Source organism: Methylorubrum subtropicum (assembly GCF_038442325.1).
Lineage (GTDB): Bacteria > Pseudomonadota > Alphaproteobacteria > Rhizobiales > Beijerinckiaceae > Methylobacterium > Methylobacterium subtropicum.
The window spans coordinates 239,960-260,770 of the sequence record NZ_JBBXMW010000005.1; the positions used below are offsets into that span (position 1 = coordinate 239,960).

A 20,811-nucleotide genomic window follows, 5' to 3' on the forward strand; every position below is an offset into this window, starting at 1 on the left:
AAACTTGACTTGATCGGAGCGTCGTTGCGCGTTTCCTCGCCGGACCCGTCCGGCGGGACGCGCCCGCGTCGCGTCCCGGATGCACGGCACCGGGGGTCGGCGACGCCGAGGGAGACCGACCATGCCGCACGAATGCCGTGCCACCCGCCGCGCCGCGCTTCTCGGACTCGCAGCCGGCCTGATCGCCGCCGCCGCGCCCGCGGGCGCCGTCGACGACATGGCCCGTCCCGAATCCTTCCGCGCCGCGGAGATCGTCGAGAACGGCCACCGCTTCTTCGGCAGCGTGTCGCGGGGGCTGGCGCTCACCATCGAGGAGGCGACCCGGCGCTGGGGCGAGCCCAACGGCTACATCCTGGGGCAGGAGGCCTCGGGTGCCATCGTCGGCGGCCTGCGCTACGGCGAGGGCACGCTCTACACCCGCAATGCCGGCCAGCGCCGCATCTACTGGCAGGGGCCGACGCTCGGCTTCGATGTCGGCGGCGACGGGGCGCGGACCATGATGCTGGTCTACAACCTGCCCGCCGTCGCCGGGCTCTACCGCCGCTTCGGCGGGGTGGACGGCTCGGCCTACTTCATCGGCGGCTTCGGCATGACCGCGGTCACCGACGGCGGGGTCGTGGTGGTGCCGATCCGCTCCGGCGTCGGGGCGCGGCTGGGCATCAATGTCGGGTATCTGAAGTTCACGAGTCGCCCCACTTGGAACCCGTTCTGAGGCGAGACGCTTGCTTCGGCAGCAGTAAGCCGGGCAAAAGACCGGCGACCAGACTAGCTGGTCGAAGGCCGCACGAGGGCGCCCCGCGTGATCGAGACCGTGATGATCTTCGGGCTCGGCTTCCTGCTGGCGAGCCTGTGCGCCCTGATCGCCCTGCCGACCATCAACGCCCGCGCGACCCGGCTGGCCCGGCGCCGCATCGAGGCGACGCTGCCCGTCAGCACCGCCGAGGTCGCCGCCGAGCGCGACCATCTGCGGGCCGAGTTCGCGGTGGCGCAGCGCCGGCTGGAGCGCCGGGTCGAGGCCGAGGCCGCCAAGCGCCACGCCGAGATGGCGGCGCTCGGCGCCCGCACCATGGAGGCCGAGACCGCGGTCGCCGCGCGCCTGCGCAGCGAGGCCGAGTTCGCCCGCGCCCAGGAAAAGATCGCCGGCCTCGACAAGGACCTGTCGGTCTCGCGCGAAGAGGGCGAGGCCGGTCTCGCCACCCTGCACGCCCTGGAGGAGGCCCACCGCGCCGTCCTCGACAGCCTCAAGCACACCCGCCGGATGCTCGACCCGCAGGCCGTCGCCGCCTCGGCGGAGGCCGCGGCTTTGCGCGCGGAACTGGAGGCGGCCCGCACCGCGCTCGCCGCCCGCGGCACCGACGACACCGCCGAACTGCGCCGCCGCATCGGCGAGGTCGCCGAAGCGCTCGCCCGCCGCGACCGCCTGCCGAACGTCGGCGCCTTCCCGGCCTCGGCCATGGCGGAGCGCTAACGAGCCGAACCGTGCGCCGCAACACCTGCCTGCGACGGTGGCACCCCCGTCCGAACCCGATGCCTTGCGGGCCAGTTTCCGAATCCGTAACAGGAAAAACCATCTCGCGATGGTCGCGTGTCCGCCTTGTTTCGGACAAGCGGCAGGCTCATCGCGCCCGGCATCCCTCCTTGAACCGCGATCGAGCGAACATCATGGCCCTGAAGCTGACGTCTCTCGCCCTCGTGCTGTCGGGCGCCGCCGCCCTCCTGATCGCGCCGGCGCAGGCGCAGCAGACGAAGCGCGGCAACGAGACCCTGAAGAAGTACTGCACCGGCGACTACCTGAGCTATTGCGGCAACCTCGACCCGGACGATCCGGCCACCGACCAGTGCTTCAAGACCAACTGGACCAAGCTCTCCGAAAACTGCCGCCGCGCCATCGACGCCTACACCCCGCCGAAGGATGCGAATTCGCGCAAGAAGGGGTGAGGCGCGGAGGCGCTCGCTCATTACTCTCCCCCCGTCATTCCGGGGCGCGAAGCGAACCCGGAATCCACCCGTGATGCGGGATGCCCGGCCGAAGTCGAACCGTCGCGGCCAGTCGTAGTTTCCGGGTTCCGCTGCGCGGCCCCGGAATGACGGCGGAGGGGTGGAAAGCGAGCAGCACGCCCCCATCACCACGAACTCCGCGCCCCCTGTGGCCGCGACAGGCTCGCGCGGCGGGCCGCCAACGGCTAAGCTGGCGCCGGACCCCTCGCCAGACTCTTGGCCGGAAACGCCGATGCCCTCCCGCCTGCCCGCCCTGATCGCGATCGGCCTCGTCGCGCTCGCCTGCACCGCCTGCGGACGCCGCGGCGGGTTGCAGCCGCCGGGCACCGCCTCGGTCGAGACCGCACCCGTCGTCGCCCGGCCGGGCGTGCCCGCCTCACCCCGCGGCCTGCCGACCACCGCCGTCGGCGTCGGCGACCGGGTTGCCGCGCCCGATCCCGACGCGGTCCAGGCCGGCGACGAGTTGAGCCCCGCGGCGATCCCGCCCGGCGGCGACGGCGTGCCGGTCACGACCAACCGCGGCGGCAAGCGCGGCTACCGGATCCCGAAGGAGCCGTTCATCCTCGACGCGATCCTGTAAGCATTCGCTTCCGGGCGGCGCCTCCGGGGGCTAAAGACGCGGACGACGCGCCGAGCGCCCCTTTGAGCCTGCCATGCATCATTTCCAATACCGCGACGGGCGCCTCCACGCGGAGGACGTCGACCTGACCGCGCTGGCAGGAGAGGTCGGCACGCCGTTCTACTGCTACAGCACCGCCACGCTGGAGCGGCATTACCGCGTCTTCGCCGAGGCGTTCGCCGGCGACGACGCGCTGGTGTGCTTCGCCATGAAGGCGAACTCGAACCAGGCGGTGCTGACGACGCTGGCCCGCCGGGGCGCCGGCATGGACATCGTCTCCGAGGGCGAACTGCGCCGCGCGCTCGCAGCCGGCGTGCCGGGCAGCCGCATCGTCTTCTCCGGCGTCGGCAAGACGCAGGACGAGATGGCCGCCGCTCTGGAGGCCGGCATCCTCTGCTTCAACGTCGAGAGCGAGCCGGAACTGGCGGCGCTCTCCGAGGTCGCCGCCTCGCGGGGCGAGCGCGCCCCGGTCTCGATCCGGGTGAACCCGGACGTGGACGCGCTGACGCATGCCAAGATCTCGACCGGCAAGTCCGAGAACAAGTTCGGCATCCCGATCACCCGCGCCCGCGAGGTCTATGCCCGCGCAGCAGCGATGCCGGGGCTCGATCTCGTCGGCGTCGACACGCATATCGGCAGCCAGATCACCGATCTCGCCCCGTTCGAGAGCGCCGCCCGCCGGCTCTGCGAACTCGCCGCCGCGCTCCTCGCCGATGGGCACAAGCTCCACCACGTCGATTTCGGCGGCGGGCTCGGCATCCCCTACCGCGACGACAACGCGCCCCCGCCGGACCCGGCGGCGTTCGCCGCGATCCTGCGCCCGCATTTCCGCCCCTTGGGTCTGCGCCCGGTCTTCGAGATCGGCCGGATGATCGCGGGCAATGCCGGCATCCTCGTCACCCGCGTGGTCTACGTGAAGCCGACCGAGGCCAAGACCTTCGTCATCGTCGACGCCGCGATGAACGACCTGATCCGCCCGACCCTCTACGAGGCCTTTCACGCGCTCCGCCCCGTCGTCGAGCCCACGCCGGATGCCCCGCGCATCACCGCGGACGTGGTCGGCCCGGTCTGCGAGACCGGCGACTATCTCGCGCTCGCCCGCGAGATGCCCGCGGTCGCGGCCGGCGACCTGATCGCGGTGATGAGCGCGGGCGCCTACGGCGCCGTCCAGGCCGGCACCTACAACAGCCGCCGCCTCGTGCCGGAGGTGCTGGTGACCGGGGACCGCGCCGCGGTGGTGCGCCCGCGGCCGAGTTATGACGAGCTGATCCGGCTCGACAAAGTGCCGGAGTGGCTCGCCTGAAAAACCCTCCCCCCTCCGCGGGGGAGGGTGCCTGCGGAGCAGGCGGGAGAGGGGCAGCGCGACGGTGCCGCTCGGCCGCCCTCGACCAGCCATCTCCGGAAGCCGGGCTCCCCTCTCCCGACCCCCTTCGGGGGCCACCCTCCCCCGCGGAGGGGGGAGGGGAGTCGCGGCAGCGTCGGCGCTAAGCGCGGCTGGGCGGATTTGACCCGATGGTGCCGGGCCGGCACCATGCTAGCTTCCGACTGGATGTGCGGGAGCCGCGACCGATCACGATGAGCGAGGCGCAACGGACGAGCCCTGAGGCCGGGCCGCAGCCCGGCGACGCGCGGCGGCGCCTCGACCGGCTCGTGGCGGGCGCGCGGGCCGCGGGGCTGTGGGAGCGGGTCTGGCCGGTGCTGTGGCGCCCGCTCGGCGTCGCCTTGCTGTTCCTCACCGCCTCCTGGCTCGGCCTGTGGCTCGACCTGCCGCCGTTGTGGCGCATGGTGGGCTTGAGCCTGTTCACCTTGCTGGCGCTGGCCGCCCTCGTCCCCGTCCTGCGCGTCGCCCGGCCGAGCCGGCGCGAGGCGCTGACCCGGATCGACCGCGAGGCCGCCCGCGAGACCGGGCTCGCCCACGATCCGGCCTCTACCATCGAGGACACGCTCGCCGTCGGCGGGGCCGATCCGGCGACCCGCGCGCTGTGGGCGCTGCACCAGAAGCGGGCGGCCGCGACCGTCGCCCGGCTGCGGGTCGGGCGACCGCGGCCGGACATGCCGCGCCACGATCCCCGCGCGCTGCGGGCCGGCGCGCTGGTCGCCGCGCTCGCCGCCCTGTTCGTCGCCGGTCCCGAATGGCGCGGGCGCGTCGCCGCCGCCTTCGACTGGCGCGAGCCCCCGGCTGCGGCCCCGAGCTTCCGCGTGGACGGCTGGATCGATCCGCCGATCTACACCCGCGTGCCGCCGCTGATCGTCACCATGGCCGGCGGCAAGGACGCGGTGCAGCGTCTGCGCGCGCCGGTGAACTCGACCCTGATCGTGCGCATCGCCGGCCAGGGCGAGGCGGCGCTGACGCCGAACGCCGCCCTGGTGCCGGTGGCCAAGGACGAGGCCGGAGACCGCAAGCCGGCCCCGCGCCCTGTCCTGGCGCAAGGTGCTTCCTCTGGGGCGGATGCCCGCGCGTCGCTGCGCGAGGAGCGGTTCCGCCTCGTCGGCGGCACGGCCGAACTCGGCATCTCGGCCTCCGGCTCGGAGCCGCAGCGCCTCGTGATCGAGACCATCCCCGACCTGCCGCCCGAGGTGCAGCAGATCGGCACGCTGGAGGTGAACGGGCGCGGCACCTTCTCGCTGACCTACCGGGCCAAGGACGATTACGGCATCGCCTCGGCCGAAGGGCTGGTCGAGCCGCTGAAGCCTGGCCGCTCGCTGGTGCCGGTGCCCAAGCTCGCCCTGGCCCTGCCCGCCGACGCCACGGGCGAGCACGACACCAAGTCGCTGGTCGATCTCACCGACAATCCCTGGTCCGGCGCCCGCGTGCGGCTGACGCTCGTCGTGCGCGACGAGGCCGGGCAGGAGGGCCGCACGCAAGCGGCCGAGACGACGCTGCCGGCCCGTCCCTTCACCAAGGCGCTGGCCCGGTCTCTGGTGGAAGAGCGCCGCCGCCTCGTCACCGCGCCGGACGACGAGCGCAGGCGCGTCCAGACCGCGCTCGACGCGCTGCTGATCGCCCCGGAAAAGTTCACGCCGGAGCCGTCGATCTTCCTCGGGCTCACCACCGCGTCGAACCGCCTGCGGGCGGCGAAGTCCGACGACGACCTGATCGGTGTCGCCGACCTCCTGTGGGAGATGGCCCTCAAGATCGAGGACGGCGACCTGTCGGATGCCGAGAAGGCGCTGCGCGCGGCGCAGGACCGGCTGAAGGAGGCGATCGAGCGCGGCGCCCCCGACGAGGAGATCAAGAAGCTCACCGAGGATCTGAAGTCGGCGCTCGACAAGTTCATGAAGGAGTTCGCCGAGCGCCAGCGGCAGAATCCGCGAGAGCGCCAGCAGCAATCCGAGCGCCAGCAGCAGCAGAAGGGCGCCAAGACCGTCACCCCCGACGATCTGGAAAAGATGCTGAAGGACATGCAGGACGCGATGCAGCGCGGCGACACCGCGGAAGCCCAGCGCCTGCTCGAACAGCTGCGCAACACGCTGGAAAACCTTCAGAGCGCCGAGAACCAGGGGCAGCGGCCCGGCGAGGGCCAAGCCGAGATGAACCGGCAGCTCGACGAGCTCGACCAGATGTCGCGCGACCAGCAGGAGCTGCGCGACGAGACCTACAAGGACGGTCAGCAGGGCGAGCAGCAGCGCCCCCGCCCCGGCCAGCGCCCGCGGCAGGGCCAGCAACAGCAGCAGGGCGGCCAGCCCCAGGGTCAGCAAGGCCAGCAGCAGCAGGGCCAGAACCAGCAAGGCGAGCAGGGGCAGCAGGGCCAGGGTCAGAAGGGGCAGAAGGGCCAGAGCCCCGGCCAGCGCCAGCAGGGCCTGCGCGAGCAGCTCCAGGACCTCAAGGAGCGGATGAAGCAGCAGGGCCTTCAGGGCGAGCAGGGGCTGGCCGACGCCGAGGACGCCATGAAGGAGGCCGAGGACGCGCTGGGTCAAGGCCGCAACGGCGACGCGGTGGACGCGCAGGGCCGAGCGCTCGACGGGCTGAAGCGCGGCGCCGAGGGCATGCAGAAGCAGATGCAGCAGATGGCCGAGGGCGAAGGCCAGGGGGAAGGCGAGGGCCAGCAGCAGGCCCAGCAGGGCCGCCCCGGCGGCGGCGACGACGACCCCCTCGGCCGCCCGACCCGCGGGCGCGACACCTCCGACGGCCGGGTGCGGGTGCCGGGCGCCGACGAATCGGCGGTGCAGCGCGCCCGCCGGATCATGGAGGAGCTGCGGCGCAAGCTCGGCGACCCCTCGCGTCCGCAGGAGGAACTCGACTATTTCGAGCGCCTGCTGCGCCGGAACTGACCGGCGGGCGCGATCATCACTCCGGGCCCGCACGGTGCGCGCGGGCTCCTATCGGAACGAACAATGTCCTCGAACCAACTCGTTCTCCTCGCCTGCCTCGCGGTGGCCGCCGTCCTCCTGTTCGGCCTCGTCAACATGATGCGCGGCGGCAGCGCCAACCTCTCGCAGAAGCTCATGCGCCTGCGCGTGCTGCTGCAATTCGTGGCCATCGTCGTGATCATGGGCGTGGTGTGGTGGCGCTCCGCCTGAGCGCATTCCGACGAAGTGGATGCCGGTTCGTCGAAAGAATGCGCGGCACAGCAAAACCGTGACGACGCGTCCTGCGCGAGGCCATGGGCGGACGCACCGCCGCACGGGAAAGTGTGGCACCCACGCCCCACCGCCCCGGCAAAAGCGTGACCGGTGGATGAATCCGCGGGATGGCTCCGGGGCCGCGTGGTATTCCAGGGCGGTTCACACGGATGCACCGCCGATGACCTCATCTCTCGCTCGGACGACGGCCCTGATCGTGGCCGGCGCGCTGGCCGCCTCCGCCGCGCACGCGGCCGACCTCGGCGTCCGGGCCCCCGCGCCGATGCCCTACGTCGCTCCGGTCCAGCCCTACAGCTTCGTCTCCGAGATCCGCATCGGCGGCTCGGTGCAGGATCCGGGCAGCGCCGAGGGCAAGGCGCCGGGCTTCAGCACCGCCAACGTCAACGGCGAAATCCTGTTCGCCAAGCCGGTCGTCAGCCTCGATCCGTTCTGGCAGGCCTTCGTGCCGCGCCCGACGGTGGGCGGCAGCTACAACACCGGCGGGCGCACCAGCTACGCCTATCTCGGCGGCACGTGGTCGATCGACCTGTTCCCCGAGACGTTCGGCCGCCGCGTCTTCCTCGAAGGCTTCTTCGGCGGCGCCGCCCACAACGGCTATACCGGCCCGAAATCCGGCACGCCCTACGGCTTCAACTCGCTGGGCTGCTCGCCGCTCTTCCGCGAGGCCGCCGCGCTCGGCTTCCGCATCACCCCGCAATGGAGCGTGATGGCCACCGTCGAGCATATGTCGAACGCCGGCCTCTGCGGCGAGAACCGCGGTTTGACGAATTTCGGCGGGAAGATCGGTTATACGTTCTGATCTCTTAAGCGGTCGCAGAACCGGCCGCCTCTCCTCCCCCTTGCGGGGAGGAGGTAGGAGGTGGGGGTCGGGCAGAAGGCACCGGGGCGCTCGATCCTGAACCACCCCCACCCCTGACCCCTCCCCGCAAGGGGGAGGGGAAGCGCTCAACCCGCTTACGGCTTCTTCGGCTCGCCCGCCGCCGGGGTCTCAGGCACCGCGCCGGTGCGCTCGACCTTGGCCGCCTCACGCAGCTTGATGATCGTGTCCTGCTGCGCCTTGCGGGTCAGGTACTGGTCGATCTGCTCCTTCATCTCGTCGAAGCTCGGCACCGGCTTGGTGCGCTTCTCCTCGACGCGCAGCACGTGCCAGCCGAACTGCGTCTTGACCGGATCGGACACCTGACCGGGCGCGAGCTTGAACGCCGCGTCGGCGAACGGCTTCACCATCCGGTCCTTGGTGAAGAAGCCGAGATCGCCGCCCTCGGTCTTGGAGCCGGGGTCCTTGGAGACCTCCGCCGCGATCTTGGCGAAATCCTCGCCGCCCTTCACGCGGGCGGCGATCTTCTTCGCCTCGTCCTCGTTCTCGACCAGGATGTGGCGGGCCCGCACCTCCTCCTCGGGCTTCATCGACTTCACGGTCTGGTCGTACAGCCCCTTGGCGGCTTCCGGCGTGACCGACTTCTTGGTCTCGCGCTCGAGGTAATCGTCGAGGAGCAGCTTGTCGCGGAAGTAGGCGAGCTTGCGCTTGAACTCCGGCGAGTCGCCGACCTTGGCGGCCTCGGCGGCCTGCGCGCCGACCTTGAGATCGACCATGTAATCCACGAGCAGGTTCTGCTTGGCCGCCTCGTCCACGCCCGGCAGCGACAGGGCCGGGTCCTCGGCGGCGAGCGCGAGGTCGGCGCCGGTGATCGGCTGGCCGTTCACCTTGGCGACCACCGTGTCGGGGCCGGGGGCAGGGGACGCGGACGGAGCGGCGGCCGGAGCCGGTGACGATCCGGGGGCCGAGCCTTGCGCGAGCGCCAGCGACGGCAGCGCCAGGATCAGGGCGGCGGCGCTGGCGCGCCGGAGAAGGGTCGGGATCGTCATCTTGAAGAGGCTCGTCCTCGGGCGAGGCCGCCGCGGGCCGGCATTGCTTGAGGCCGGTCTTCGCGGAGGGCGCGGATATTTCCAGACGCGGCGGCTGCCGCGGCGCGCCAGAGGTGGAACCTCCGCGGATCAAAGGCAAGCGTGGCCGGACACCCGCGCGCGGTCTCGTGACTTCGAACTGCGCCGTTCGGGGGTCCGGCGAAGACTCTTCGGCCTCGCCGCATCAATGACCGATGCGCTTGCCGATGCGCCTGGATGCAGGACGCCCTATTTGTCTCTATAAGCCCGCCCAACGCGAGGCCGGCGGCGTTCCCGACCGAATGCCGCCGCGCGACTTTTTCCAGGACCGCAGGTTCACGATGCTCGGTGCCCTCAAGAAGATTTTCGGCTCGTCCAACGACCGTCGAGTGAAGGGATTTCGCCCGCGCGTCGCCGCGATCAACGCCCTGGAGCCCGAACTCGCCGCGCTGTCCGACGAGCAGTTGCGCGCCCGCACGCAGGCCTTCCGCGACCAGCTCGCCGCCGGCACGCGCCTCGACGACCTGCTGGTGCCGGCCTTCGCCACGGTGCGCGAGGCGGCCAAGCGCGTGCTCGGCCAGCGCCACTTCGACGTCCAGATGATCGGCGGCATGGTGATGCACGAATCCGGCATCGCGGAGATGAAGACCGGCGAGGGCAAGACGCTGGTGGCCACGCTGCCGGTCTACCTCAACGCGCTGGAGGGCAAGGGCGTCCACGTCGTCACCGTCAACGACTACCTCGCCTCGCGCGACGCCGAGTGGATGGGCCGGGTCTACCGCTTCCTCGGCCTGTCGGTCGGCATCATCGTCCACGGGCTGGACGACACGCAGCGCAAGGAATCCTATGCCTGCGACATCACTTACGGCACCAACAACGAGTTCGGCTTCGACTACCTTCGCGACAACATGAAGTACGAGCTGTCGCAGATGGCGCAGCGCGGGCACCACTTCGCCATCGTCGACGAGGTCGATTCGATCCTGATCGACGAGGCGCGCACGCCGCTGATCATCTCCGGCCCGGTGGACGACCGCTCGGAACTCTACGTCGCGGTCGATGCGATCATGCCGCGGCTGGTGCCGGAGCATTACGACCTCGACGAGAAGCAGCGTCAGGTCTCGCTGACGGAAGCCGGCAACGAGTTCATCGAGGAGGCCCTGCGCGAGGCCGGCGTCCTCAAGGAGGGCGACCTCTACGACGCCCACAACGTCACGCTGGTCCACCACGTGAACCAGGCGCTTCGCGCCCACACCCTGTTCACCCTCGACAAGGACTACATCGTCAAGAACGACGAGGTGGTGATCATCGACGAGTTCACCGGCCGCATGATGCAGGGCCGGCGCTACTCGGAAGGTCTGCATCAGGCGCTGGAGGCCAAGGAGCGGGTGACGATCCAGCCCGAGAACCAGACGCTCGCCTCGATCACCTTCCAGAACTACTTCCGCCTCTACAAGAAGCTCGCCGGCATGACCGGCACGGCCGCGACCGAAGCGGACGAGTTCGCCGAGATCTACAAGCTCGACGTGGTCGAGATCCCGACCAACAAGGAGATCGAGCGCGTCGACGAGGACGATGAGGTCTACCGCACCGTCGAGGAGAAGTTCGAGGCGATCATCAAGGAGATCGACAAGGCGCACCAGCGGCTCCAGCCGATCCTGGTCGGCACCGGCTCGATCGAGAAGTCCGAGGTGCTGGCCGACATGCTGCGCCAGCACGGCTACAAGGCGCTCGACTATTCCGACCCGAACGCGCTGACCGACGTCTACGCCGCCGCCCGCGAGGGCCGGGTGACCAAGCGCTTCGCCGTGCTCAACGCCCGCTTCCACGAGCAGGAGGCCTACATCGTGGCCGAGGCCGGCGTGCCGGGCGCGATCACCATCGCGACCAACATGGCCGGCCGCGGCACCGACATCAAACTCGGCGGCAACCTCGAAATGCGCATCGAGAAGGAACTCGGTGGGCTCGCCGAGGGGCCGGAGCGCGAGGCGGCGATCGAGGCGCTGAAGGCCGAGATCGCGCAGAACCGCGACAAGGTGCTGGCGTCCGGCGAGCCGGCCGATCCGGAGGCCGGCCGCAAGAAGGCGCTGCCCGGCGGCCTCTACATCATCGGCACCGAGCGCCACGAATCGCGGCGCATCGACAACCAGTTGCGCGGTCGCTCCGGCCGCCAGGGCGATCCCGGCCGCTCGAAGTTCTACCTGTCCCTCAAGGACGACCTGATGCGCATCTTCGGGTCCGACCGGATGGACGGGATGCTGACCCGGCTCGGCCTTGAGCAGGGCGAGGCGATCATCCACCCCTGGATCAACAAGGCGATCGAGAAGGCGCAGCAGAAGGTCGAGGCGCGCAACTTCGACATGCGCAAGAACGTGCTCAAGTACGACAACGTCATGAACGACCAGCGCAAGGTCGTGTTCGAGCAGCGCCGCGACCTGATGGGCCAGGACAGCGTGCGCGAGACCGTGGACGAGATGCGCCACGGCGTGATCGACGACGTGGTGGCCACCCACATCCCCGAGAACGCCTATGCCGAGCAGTGGGACGTGGCCGGCCTGAAGGCGCGCACCCTCGACCTGCTCAACCTCGACTTGGCCGTCGAGGAATGGGCCCAGGAGGAGGGCATCGCCGACGAGGAGATCCGCGAGCGCCTGAAGAAGGCGTCCGACGCCGCCTACGAGGAGCGCGTCGAGAAGAACACGCCGGACGTGATGGCCTATATCGAGAAGCAGGTGGTGCTGCAGACCCTCGACCACCTGTGGCGCGAGCACCTCGTGACGCTGGACCACCTGCGCCAAGTCATCGGCTGGCGCGGCTTCGCCCAGCGCGACCCGCTCAACGAGTACAAGTCGGAAGCCTTCGAACTCTTCAACGGCCTCGTCACGGCGCTCCGCGAGCAGGTGACGGCGCAGCTCGCCCGCGTCGAGATCCTGTATCAGGAGCCGGAAGGGCAGCCCGGCGCGTCGTTCGAGCAGGCGGGCTTCGGTGGCGGGCAGTTGCCGCCGATGTTCGAGGAGCACCGCGACCCCGTCACCGGCCGCAACGAGATGGCCTATGACGGCACCGGCAGCGACGGCGGGGCGGGCCCCGCCTACGGCTACGCCGCGCGCGACCTCTCGTCCGACGCCGCCGTGCTGGAGCGCGACCCCACCGACGCCTCGACTTGGGGCAAGGTCGGCCGCAACGAGTCCTGCCCTTGCGGCTCGGGCAAGAAGTACAAGCACTGCCACGGCCGCTTCGCCGAAGCCGGCGAGGCCTGAGCCGACCATGACGGGCGGGGCGGTCGTCTACGCGCTGGAGCCCGGTCTCGGCGCGGAGGAGTTCCAGGAGGTGCTCGTCGCCTCCGGCCTCGCCCCGCGCCGCCCGGTCGAATACCTCGAACGGCTGGGTCGGATGCTGGCCGGCTCCGACCTGATCGTCACCGCCCGCCGCGACGGGCGCCTCGTGGGTGTCGCCCGCACGCTCACGGATTTTTCGTTCTGCGCCTACCTCTCGGACCTCGCGGTGGCCCGCGACGCTCAGGGCCTCGGCATCGGCCAGCGTCTGATCGAGGAGACGCGCCGGGCGGCGGGGCCGGAGGCGAGCGTGCTGCTCACCGCGGCGCCGGGGGTCGAGGCGTACTACGAAAAGATCGGCATGCCGCGGGTGGCCCATGCCTTCCGGTATGACCGGGCGGTGTGAGATGGGTTTCTGAATTGAGCGTACGAACGCCGCGCATCCCCTCTCCCCGCACGCGGGGAGAGGGCTTCATGTCCCCTCGTCGGGGCATGAAGCGAGGCGGCAGCCGAAGGTGAGGGGGCCTCGACGGAAGAGGATTCTCCGGCTCCGCCCCCTCACCCCCGCTACCGCTCGTCGCGACGACGACAGGGTCGTCGCGACCCTCTCCCCGCGTGCGGGGAGAGGGGGAAGCAGCCGAAGCCGCGCGGGTAAAGCGGAAGCCGACGCGGAGCGCAGTGCCATGAACCGCCAGCCCTCATGACCGGACCATCCGCCGAACCCTCGCCCCCCTTCATCCACACCCTGCCCCTCACCCTCACCGGCCGGGGCGAGCCCCTGCACGCGAGCCTCGCACTGGCCGCCGCCCCGCTCGACTGGCTCGACGCAAACCACAAAAGATTCCTGCATCCCGACGAGGCCGCGCTCGTCACCGACCGGCTGCATGCGCGCCGTCGCCACGGGCTGCTGGTCGGGCGCTATGCGGCGAAGCACGCGCTGGCCGGGCTCCATCCCGGGATCGACCCGCGCGCGTTGGCCGTCCGGCCCGGCGTGCTGGAGCAGCCGGTGGTGTTCGGCGAGGGGGTGCGCAATCTCGGCATCAGCCTGTCCCATGCCGGGCCGGTGGCGCTGGCGGTGGCGTTTCCCGAAGGCTGCCCGATGGGGATCGACGTGGAGCGGGTGCGCGCGGACGCCGTGCCGCTGCTGGTCAGCCAGAGCCCAGAGGCCGAGCGGCGTCTCGCCGCCTGTCTCGACGGGCCGGAGGCGGAGCGGCAGATGCGGCTGTGGTGCCTGAAGGAGGCGCTGTCGAAGGCCCTGCGCTGCGGCCTCACCGTGCCGCTGGAGTTGCTGGCGGTGGCGAGTATCAAGCCCGATCCGGCCGGGCTGTCGGCCGAGTTCGCCAACTTCGCGCAGTACCGGGGCCTGAGCGTCGTCGGCGGCGATCTCGCCGCCGCGCTGGTGCTGCCCAAGACCGTCGGGCTCGAACCGGCGGATTGGGCGGCGTGGCGGGCAGCGCTCGCCACGGCGGCCGCGCTCGAGGCGCGGCCGTAACAAGAAAATCAGTCGCGGCGGCTCGGGAGGCTGTGGCTGAGGAAGAAGTCGAGCATCGCCCGCGAGGCGTCCGGGCCGTGCGGGTCGGTGTAGCTGCCCGCCGGGCTGCCGCCGGCCCAGGCGTGGCCGGCCCCCTGGATCGACCACGCCTCGACCTGCACCCGGCCGGCCTCGTCGGCGTAGCGGGTGCGGTGGTAGGAATGGCCGGCGCTGCTGCCGCGCTCGGTCTTCGGCGTCAGGCTGCCGATGCCGGCCTGGGCCAGGATCGCGTCGGCGTTGCGCGGGCTCACCGTGCCATCGCCCTCGCCGTGGATCACGATGGTGGGCACCCGCAGGCCTTGCGTGACCGAGCCGGCGCCGAAGCCCGACGCGCCGCCGGGCGCCTCGGAGCCCGGCGCGCCGACCCGCATCGCCGAGAGCGCGGAGGGCAGGTCGCGGGCGCAGCCCGCCGCGAGGCCCGAATGCACGCCGACCGCGGCGAACAGGTCGGGGTAGGCGCGGGCGATGTTGGCCGCCGCAGCACCCCCCGCCGAGAGCCCGGCGATGTAGATGCGGGTGCGGTCGATCGGGTGCTCGGTGGCGAGCGCCCGGGCAAGCCCCGCAATGATGCCGGTCTCGCCCATCTCGCGGCCCTGCTCGGACGGCTCGAACCAGTTCCAGCAGCGCTGGGCGTTGGCCCGGCCCGACTGGCGCGGATAGGCGACGAAGAAGCCCTGCTCCTCGCCGAGTTCGTTCATGCGGGTGCCGGCAGCGAAGTCGTCGGGCGATTGCGAGCAGCCGTGCAGCATGATCACGAGCGGGCGCAGGCCCGGTCGCGGGCTCGGGACGAACAGCTTGTAGTCCCGCGCGCCCGCCGCGTTGGAGAAGCTGCGCTCGACGAACTGGCCGCCGCCCTCGGAGGGACGGTGCTCCGGCTCGTGCGCCTCGCCGCCGAAACCCTTCAGGCCGGGGGCGAGGTTGCGCAGGTTGCGCATCACCTGGTCGAGGCCCTCACGCAGCCGCTCGGGCATCACGGCCTCGTGGGTGTCGGCACCGGTCGGGCCTTCGAGCCGGGGCGCGTTCGGGGCGGCGGGCGCGGGGCCCGCGGGGGCCATGCCGGCGGCACCGAGGCTGCGCTGTATCAGCGCGGTGGCTTCCGTCAGGCGTCCGGCGCGGGTCAGCCGGGTCGCCTCGGCCATGTCGGCCATCAGGGTGGAGGAATGATCGGTCATGGCAGTCTCGCTTTCCGGGTCGGCGACGGGCGCGCGCACGCGCCGGGGGTCACGAGGGGTTGAGGGGGAGATTCAGCGCAGGCGATCGGCGAGCGCCCGCTTGACGGCCGGACTCGCCTGGAGGCTTCCGAGCACTTCGAGGGAACTGATCGTGGCCCGCGCGAGGTCGGGGCAGACGTCGGCGGCGATCACCGCGAGGCCGAGCACGCGGATGTCGAGGGTGGTGCCGGCGGCCCGCGCCTCTTCCAGCTCGGCCCGGCCGTAATGCCGCAGGCCCATCTCGACCGCCTTGCGGGCGACCGACTGGCGGGTGATGTCGGCATGGCGCTCGATCTGGTTGCGCACCGCCGTGCGGATGAAGTCGCTGCGGTTGGCGTAGGCGCCCTCGGACACGAGCAGATCGACATGGCCGAGATCGACGTAGCCGAGATTGACCGTGATCTTCTCGCTGTCGGCCGGTCGCGTCGCGATCCGGATCGGTGCCGCCTGTCCCACGTCCCCGAGTGCTTCCATCATCCCGCCCATCCCGGCGCCATCCACAGGGATGGTATGGGGATGTTTATACTGCGCCGCAAGATGATATTTTTTGCAGCGCAACAAACCGGAATGAACGATCAGGCCGTCTCGGGCTCCCCGAGGTAGTCGCGCCAGACCGCGTTGGTTCCCAACCCCGCGATGAAGGCGGCATGCCGCGCGCGCTCGGCCTCCGACAGACGCGAGCGCATCGGCCGCGGGCCGACCGGACCGGAATCGACGGTCGCCAGCAGCGCGGTCGCCTCCGCCGGTTCGGCGACGCTGAGGCCCAGACTCGTCTGCTTGCCGCCGAGCAGCTCGACATAGACTTCCGCCAGGATCTGCGCGTCGAGCAGCGCCCCGTGCTTGACCCGGCGCGTGGTGTCGATGCCGTAGCGGTTGCACAGGGCATCGAGGTTGTTGGCCGCGCCCGGATGCTTGCGCCGCGCCATCAGGAGGGTGTCGACCACCTCCTCCAGCACGATCGCCTTCGGGGCGGCGGGGCCGAGGCGCCCGAACTCCATGTTGAGGAAGCCGACGTCGAACGGCGCGTTGTGGATCACCAGCCGGGCATCGCCGCAGAAGCGCACGAACTCATCGACGATGTCGGCGAAGACCGGCTTGTCGGCGAGCATCGCGTCCGAGATGCCGTGGACCGCGAACGCCCCCTCGGACACCGCCCGCTGCGGGTTGACGAGCCGGTGGAAGGTCTCGCCGGTCTGGACGTGATTGATCAGCTTAACGCAGCCGATCTCGATAAGCCGGTCTCCGCCCTTGGCGTCGGTGCCGGTGGTCTCGGTGTCGAGGACGATCTCGATCAGCATTTTTTTCGCACTCGGCAGCGGCAGGCTTCTCGCCTGAACCTCCTACCGCAGGGCGAAGGATCGGTTAACCGGCCACGCGCAGGAGCACAGGCCCGAGCCTCCCCCGCCTTCCTGGCTGTCGCCGACGAGGCAGGCTAGACGCGGGGGATGGAGAACGATCCGATCACCCTCGCCATCGCCAAAGCCGACGACCTGCCGACCTTCAAGAGAGAGCTCCAAGAGGCCTTTGCGGTCGCCGTCGTCGAGGAATTCGGATCGCTGCCGGACGGCCCGATCCCATCCGACGAGGATCTCGACGGTTCGATGGCCGGGCCCGACGTCGTGGTCTTGCGCATCCTGCACGAAGGCCGGACGGTCGGAGGCACCGTCCTCACGATCGACCGCGAGACGCACCACAACTCCCTCGATCTCTTCTTCCTGTCGCCCGCTGAGCATGGCCGCGGCCTCGGGCACAAGGCTTGGTGCGCCATCGAGCGGCGCTATCCCGAGACGCGCGTCTGGCACACGCACACGCCGTATTTCGAGAAGCGGAACATCCACTTCTACGTCAACAAGTGCGGCTTCAAGATCGTCGCATTCTTCAACGCGCACCATCCGGACCCGCATCGGCCCGGCCCCGAAGACTTTCCGGGCGGCGACGAAGGGTTCCGTTTCGAGAAGATCATGGGCGGTAGCGAGGCCGGATCAGGGTCGGTCGGATAAGGCCTGCGCCATCTCGGCCATCAGCGGCCGCGCCGCGACATCGGCCTGAACGCAGGCCCGCTCCAAGTCCCGCAACCGGGCGATCCCTTCCGGCTCGCTCGCACAGCGATCCAGAAGTTCGCCGAGCAGCAGGCCGAAGGCGCGGGTCTCGATGCGCTGCCACGCCGCGCCCTGCGGGCCGGGCGGCAGCCGCGAGGCGGCGCCGAAATCGCTCAGCACCGCGGCGCCCGCATCGCCGTCCCACAGCGTGTTGTGGGCGTAGAGGTCGCCGTGCAGGAGGCCGCGGGCGTGGAGATGGGCGGCGCCCGCCGCCACGTCGCGGGCGATGCGCAGGGCCACCGCGGGGCCCAGGCGGAGGGCCGGATCGTAGATGTCGCGGCTGCAACTCTCCAGGCTCGGCGGGCCGGCGAGCACGCGCCAGTCCGACGGCAGCAGCGGCATCAGCAGCCCCTGCGCGCCGTCGGGATGATCGACGACCTGCCCCAGGGCTCCGGTCAGGTTCGGATGGCGGCCGGCGGCGAGGCAGGCGGCCATCTCGCGCTCGGGCAGGCCGTCGCTCGTCATCGTGCCCTTGAACAGCTTGAGGGCGACGGCTTGAGCCGGGCCGGTCGGCGGATGCCAGAGTGCGGACACGATGCGGCCGGAGGCGCCTTCGCCGAGCAGGGCGCCGGGCTCCAGCTGCTCCCACGGCACATCGGGCGCACGGGCCGGTGCCGGCCCACCTTCAAAAAGATTGCCGGCCCAGGCGATCCAGGCGAGCCGCGGCAACTCGGCGAGCCAAGCCGGCAGCGATGGGAAGGCGTTGGCGGAGAGCCGCACCAGTTCGAGATTTTTCGCGCCTTGAAGCGTGGTCGGCAGCGCAGTCAGCGCGTTGCCGGCGAGCATCAGCTTCTGCAGTTCCGGCCGCTCGCCCAGCGCGTCGGGCAGCTGTCCGATCCGGTTGTCGGTGAGCGTGAGCCAGCGCAGGCGCGGCGGCAGCGCCTCGCCCGGCACCTCGCGCAGGCCGGTGCCGCGAAAACCGACCTGAGCCAGTTCCGGGCAATCGCCGAGCACCGGCGGCAATCGCTCGAAGCGGTTGCCCGAGCAGAACAGCACTCGCAGCCGTCGCAGCCGCCCGAAATCGTCGGGCAGTGTGGTGAGCCCGCAGCCGCTGAGATCGAGCCGTTCGAGGCTGTCGGCGAGGCCGAACACCTCGTCCGGCACGGCATCGAGCGGGCCCGTCAGCCGCAGGGTACGGGCGCCGGCGAGGTCGCCGCGGCGCAGCTTTTCGAGGGTCGGGTCGACGCTCATTGCGCTGGGGCCGAACCGGCCGCGCTCAAGCCCGCGACCAACGCCTCCACCTCGGCCTCGGCCGCGGCAAAGCCCCGGCTCGTGTCGATCACATGGTCGGCCCGCGCGCGCTTCTCGGCATCCGGCATCTGCTTGGCGCGGATCGCGTCGAAGGCGGCTTCCGTCATGCCGGGGCGGGCCAGCACGCGGGCGCGCTGCACCTCGGGCGGGGCGGTGACGACGAGCACCGCGTCGCAGCGGGCCTGACCGCCGGTCTCGAACAGCAGCGGGATGTCGAGGACGACGAGGGGCGCGTCGGCATGGCGGGCCAGGAAGGTGCGGGCCTCGGCGCCGACGAGGGGATGGACGATGGCCTCCAACCGCCGCAGTTTCTCCGCGTCGCCGAGGACCGCTTCCCGCAGCGCCGGGCGATCGACGCCGCCCTCCGGCGTCAGCGTGCCGGGAAAGGCTCGGCCGATGGCCTGCGCCGCCGCGCCGCCCGGCCCGTAGAGGGTGTGGACCGCCGCATCCGAATCGTGGACCGGCACGCCGCGGGCGGAGAACATCGCGGCGGTGGCCGACTTGCCCATGCCGATCGAGCCGGTGAGGCCGAGCACGAACGGTTTTTTCTCGAGGTCGCTCATTTCGACACGAGATCCGCGACGATTCTTTCGCGCAAGGCCGGCGTCACTTCGGGGCGTACCTCGAACCACTTCTCGAAACCCGGCACCGCCTGATGCAGCAGCATGCCGAGCCCGTCGACCGCCGCGAGGCCACGCGCGCGCGCGGCGGCGAGCAGCGGCGTCTCCAGCGGGACGTAGACGATGTCGCAGACCGCGGCGCGTGCCGGCAGCGGCGCGAGGTCGATGGCGAGCGGCGGATGGCCGGCCATGCCGAGGGCGGTGGTGTTGACCAGGAGTCCCGTCTCGGGGAGCGCGGCGGGCAGGTCGTCCCAGGGCAGCGCGCGCGCGTGCTCCGGATCGAGGGCGGCGAGCGCCTGCGCCCGCTCCGGGCTGCGATTGGCGATCTGGACGTTGAGCCCCCGCTCGATCAGCCCGGCGACGACGGCGCGGGCCGCCCCACCCGCGCCCAGCACCACGGCCTGTCGCCCGGTGCGCTCCGGCCAGTCCGCGCCGAGGCTGCGATCGAGATGGGCGATGAAGCCGATCCCGTCGGTGTTGTCGCCGACGACGCGGCCCCCCTCGACGACCAGCGTGTTCACCGCGCCGATCTTTTTCGCCCGCTCGGTCAGCGAATCGGCGAGCCGGAACGCCGCCTCCTTGTGCGGGATCGTGACGTTGCCGCCGGCGAATCCCGATGCGGGCAGGCCGCGGAAGAATTCTTCGAAGTCCTCGGGCGCCACACTGACGCGCTCGTAGCGGCCGTCGATCCCGTGTTCGGCGAGCCAGTGGCCGTGGATCAGCGGCGAGCGGGAATGGGTGATCGGATGCCCGACGACGAAGGCTTTCCGGGTCATGCGCTGCAATCCTCGGCCAGGGTGCAGGCGGTGCGGCCCTGGAGTTCGATCTGGAGGGTCGTGTGGTGGATGCCGAACAGGCCGCGCAACACGTCGGCGGTCTCCTTGAGGAAATCGCCCACGGGGGCTTCCGCCACGACGAGATGGGCGGTGAGCGCCACTTCGGTGGTGCTCATCGGCCAGATGTGGAGATCGTGCAGGCTCACCACACCGGGGCGCCCGGCGAGACACGCCCGCACCGCGAGCGGGTCGATCCGCGGCGGCACGGCGGCGAGCGCCATGCGCAGGCTCTCGGTCAAGAGGCCCCAGGTCGAGACGATGATGAGGGCGGCGATGACCAGACTCACCACCGGGTCGATCCAGTCGTAGCCGGTGGCCAGGATCGCGAGGCCCGCCAGCACCACGCCGAGGGAGACCGCGGCGTCCGCGGCCATGTGCAGGTAGGCGCCGCGGATGTTGATGTCGTGCTTGCCCCCCGACGCGAACAGCCACGCGGTGAAGCCGTTGATGAGGATGCCGATGCCGGCCACCACCATGACGGTGGTGCCGGCCACGGCTGCGGGTTCGAGGAAGCGCTGGATCGCCTCGGCGATGATCGCGCCGGTGGCGACCAAGAGCATCACCGCGTTGAACAGGGCGGCGAGGATCGAGGAGCCGCGCAGGCCGTAGGTGAAGCGGGCGGTGGGGGCGCGCTTCACCAGCACCGCCGCGAGCCACGCGGCGGCGAGCCCGAGCACGTCGGACAGGTTGTGGCCGGCATCCGCCACCAGCGCCATCGAGTTCGACAGGAACCCGTAGGCCGCCTCGAGCACGACGAAGCCGACATTCAGCGCGATGCCGACGGCAAAAGCCCGCCCGAAATCTTTTGGGACATGGGCGTGGGTGTGGCCAGGACCGTGGTCGTGATCGTGATCGTGATCGTGGCCGGCATGGTCGCCGTGATCGTGCGAAGGCCCGTGCATGCCG

The 20,811-nt window shown here is 71.0% G+C and carries 20 protein-coding genes; 12 read left to right on the forward strand and 8 right to left on the reverse strand.

What is annotated here, in order from left to right; translation table 11 throughout:
* The first annotated feature begins 121 nt into the window (after positions 1 to 121).
* The 8 genes from AAHG03_RS10090 (at position 122) to AAHG03_RS10125 (ending at position 8,000) form a co-directional block, all read left to right on the forward strand.
* Complete coding sequence (locus tag AAHG03_RS10090) at positions 122 to 712, forward strand: DUF1134 domain-containing protein (RefSeq protein ID WP_342150496.1); 591 nt, start codon at positions 122 to 124, stop codon at positions 710 to 712.
* A gap of 102 nt (positions 713 to 814) precedes the next feature.
* Entirely contained in the window at positions 815 to 1,468 is a 654-nt protein-coding gene (locus tag AAHG03_RS10095) for a hypothetical protein (RefSeq protein WP_342150535.1), read from the forward strand.
* A gap of 194 nt (positions 1,469 to 1,662) precedes the next feature.
* On the forward strand, positions 1,663 to 1,938 hold the full coding sequence (locus AAHG03_RS10100) for a 3',5'-cyclic-nucleotide phosphodiesterase (protein ID WP_342150497.1): 276 nt from the start codon (positions 1,663 to 1,665) through the stop codon (positions 1,936 to 1,938).
* A gap of 292 nt (positions 1,939 to 2,230) precedes the next feature.
* Positions 2,231 to 2,578 (forward strand): hypothetical protein, encoded by a 348-nt coding sequence (locus tag AAHG03_RS10105; RefSeq protein ID WP_342150498.1) that lies wholly within the window; start codon positions 2,231 to 2,233, stop codon positions 2,576 to 2,578.
* Between the two features lie 73 nt (positions 2,579 to 2,651).
* Complete coding sequence (gene lysA, locus AAHG03_RS10110) at positions 2,652 to 3,920, forward strand: diaminopimelate decarboxylase (RefSeq protein WP_342150499.1); 1,269 nt, start codon at positions 2,652 to 2,654, stop codon at positions 3,918 to 3,920.
* A gap of 272 nt (positions 3,921 to 4,192) precedes the next feature.
* The gene (locus AAHG03_RS10115; RefSeq protein ID WP_342150500.1) at positions 4,193 to 6,889 is read left to right on the forward strand and encodes a TIGR02302 family protein; all 2,697 of its coding nucleotides are present in this window, start codon (positions 4,193 to 4,195) and stop codon (positions 6,887 to 6,889) included.
* Positions 6,890 to 6,952: 63 nt separating this feature from the next.
* On the forward strand, positions 6,953 to 7,138 hold the full coding sequence (locus tag AAHG03_RS10120; RefSeq protein WP_091948791.1) for a twin transmembrane helix small protein: 186 nt from the start codon (positions 6,953 to 6,955) through the stop codon (positions 7,136 to 7,138).
* A 223-nt stretch (positions 7,139 to 7,361) separates the two neighbouring features.
* Positions 7,362 to 8,000: an acyloxyacyl hydrolase gene (locus AAHG03_RS10125; protein ID WP_342150501.1), complete on the forward strand. Its 639-nt coding sequence runs from the start codon at positions 7,362 to 7,364 to the stop codon at positions 7,998 to 8,000.
* A gap of 155 nt (positions 8,001 to 8,155) precedes the next feature.
* Here the strand turns inward: AAHG03_RS10125 and AAHG03_RS10130 are convergent, their stop codons facing one another.
* Entirely contained in the window at positions 8,156 to 9,067 is a 912-nt protein-coding gene (locus AAHG03_RS10130) for a peptidylprolyl isomerase (RefSeq protein WP_342150502.1), read from the reverse strand.
* Positions 9,068 to 9,426: 359 nt separating this feature from the next.
* Here AAHG03_RS10130 and secA point away from each other — a divergent pair, with 359 nt between their 5' ends.
* From secA to AAHG03_RS10145, 3 genes are all read left to right on the forward strand, one after another.
* The gene (gene secA, locus AAHG03_RS10135) at positions 9,427 to 12,342 is read left to right on the forward strand and encodes a preprotein translocase subunit SecA (RefSeq protein ID WP_342150503.1); all 2,916 of its coding nucleotides are present in this window, start codon (positions 9,427 to 9,429) and stop codon (positions 12,340 to 12,342) included.
* A gap of 7 nt (positions 12,343 to 12,349) precedes the next feature.
* Entirely contained in the window at positions 12,350 to 12,763 is a 414-nt protein-coding gene (locus tag AAHG03_RS10140; RefSeq protein ID WP_342150504.1) for a GNAT family N-acetyltransferase, read from the forward strand.
* A 294-nt stretch (positions 12,764 to 13,057) separates the two neighbouring features.
* Positions 13,058 to 13,849 carry a 4'-phosphopantetheinyl transferase family protein gene (locus tag AAHG03_RS10145; protein WP_342150505.1) on the forward strand — a complete coding sequence of 264 codons (792 nt, stop codon included), beginning with the start codon at positions 13,058 to 13,060 and terminating at the stop codon, positions 13,847 to 13,849.
* A gap of 8 nt (positions 13,850 to 13,857) precedes the next feature.
* Here the strand turns inward: AAHG03_RS10145 and AAHG03_RS10150 are convergent, their stop codons facing one another.
* From AAHG03_RS10150 to dnaQ, 3 genes are all read right to left on the reverse strand, one after another.
* Complete coding sequence (locus tag AAHG03_RS10150; RefSeq protein ID WP_342150506.1) at positions 13,858 to 15,060, reverse strand: extracellular catalytic domain type 1 short-chain-length polyhydroxyalkanoate depolymerase; 1,203 nt, start codon at positions 15,058 to 15,060, stop codon at positions 13,858 to 13,860.
* Positions 15,061 to 15,132: 72 nt separating this feature from the next.
* Positions 15,133 to 15,576, reverse strand: coding sequence for a CopG family transcriptional regulator (locus AAHG03_RS10155; RefSeq protein WP_412759736.1), 444 nt, complete (start codon positions 15,574 to 15,576; stop codon positions 15,133 to 15,135).
* A gap of 98 nt (positions 15,577 to 15,674) precedes the next feature.
* The gene (dnaQ, locus tag AAHG03_RS10160) at positions 15,675 to 16,397 is read right to left on the reverse strand and encodes a DNA polymerase III subunit epsilon (protein WP_342150507.1); all 723 of its coding nucleotides are present in this window, start codon (positions 16,395 to 16,397) and stop codon (positions 15,675 to 15,677) included.
* Positions 16,398 to 16,544: 147 nt separating this feature from the next.
* Between dnaQ and AAHG03_RS10165 the strand changes: the two genes are divergently transcribed.
* Positions 16,545 to 17,099: a GNAT family N-acetyltransferase gene (locus AAHG03_RS10165; protein ID WP_342150508.1), complete on the forward strand. Its 555-nt coding sequence runs from the start codon at positions 16,545 to 16,547 to the stop codon at positions 17,097 to 17,099.
* On the opposite strand, the gene AAHG03_RS10170 is transcribed toward AAHG03_RS10165, so the two are convergent.
* The 4 genes from AAHG03_RS10170 to AAHG03_RS10185 are packed head-to-tail and all read right to left on the reverse strand — an operon-like array spanning position 17,082 to position 20,807.
* The gene (locus tag AAHG03_RS10170) at positions 17,082 to 18,389 is read right to left on the reverse strand and encodes a leucine-rich repeat-containing protein kinase family protein (protein WP_342150509.1); all 1,308 of its coding nucleotides are present in this window, start codon (positions 18,387 to 18,389) and stop codon (positions 17,082 to 17,084) included. The two genes, AAHG03_RS10165 and AAHG03_RS10170, sit on opposite strands and share 18 nt — an antisense overlap.
* Positions 18,386 to 19,012, reverse strand: a complete 627-nt coding sequence (gene coaE / locus AAHG03_RS10175) for a dephospho-CoA kinase (protein ID WP_342150510.1) — start codon at positions 19,010 to 19,012, stop codon at positions 18,386 to 18,388. Before coaE ends, AAHG03_RS10170 begins: the two co-directional genes overlap by 4 nt.
* A complete protein-coding gene (locus tag AAHG03_RS10180; RefSeq protein WP_342150511.1) occupies positions 19,009 to 19,845 on the reverse strand; it encodes a shikimate dehydrogenase in 837 nt (278 codons plus the stop codon). Before AAHG03_RS10180 ends, coaE begins: the two co-directional genes overlap by 4 nt.
* Positions 19,842 to 20,807, reverse strand: coding sequence for a cation diffusion facilitator family transporter (locus AAHG03_RS10185; RefSeq protein WP_342150512.1), 966 nt, complete (start codon positions 20,805 to 20,807; stop codon positions 19,842 to 19,844). Before AAHG03_RS10185 ends, AAHG03_RS10180 begins: the two co-directional genes overlap by 4 nt.
* Positions 20,808 to 20,811 lie beyond the last annotated feature (4 nt).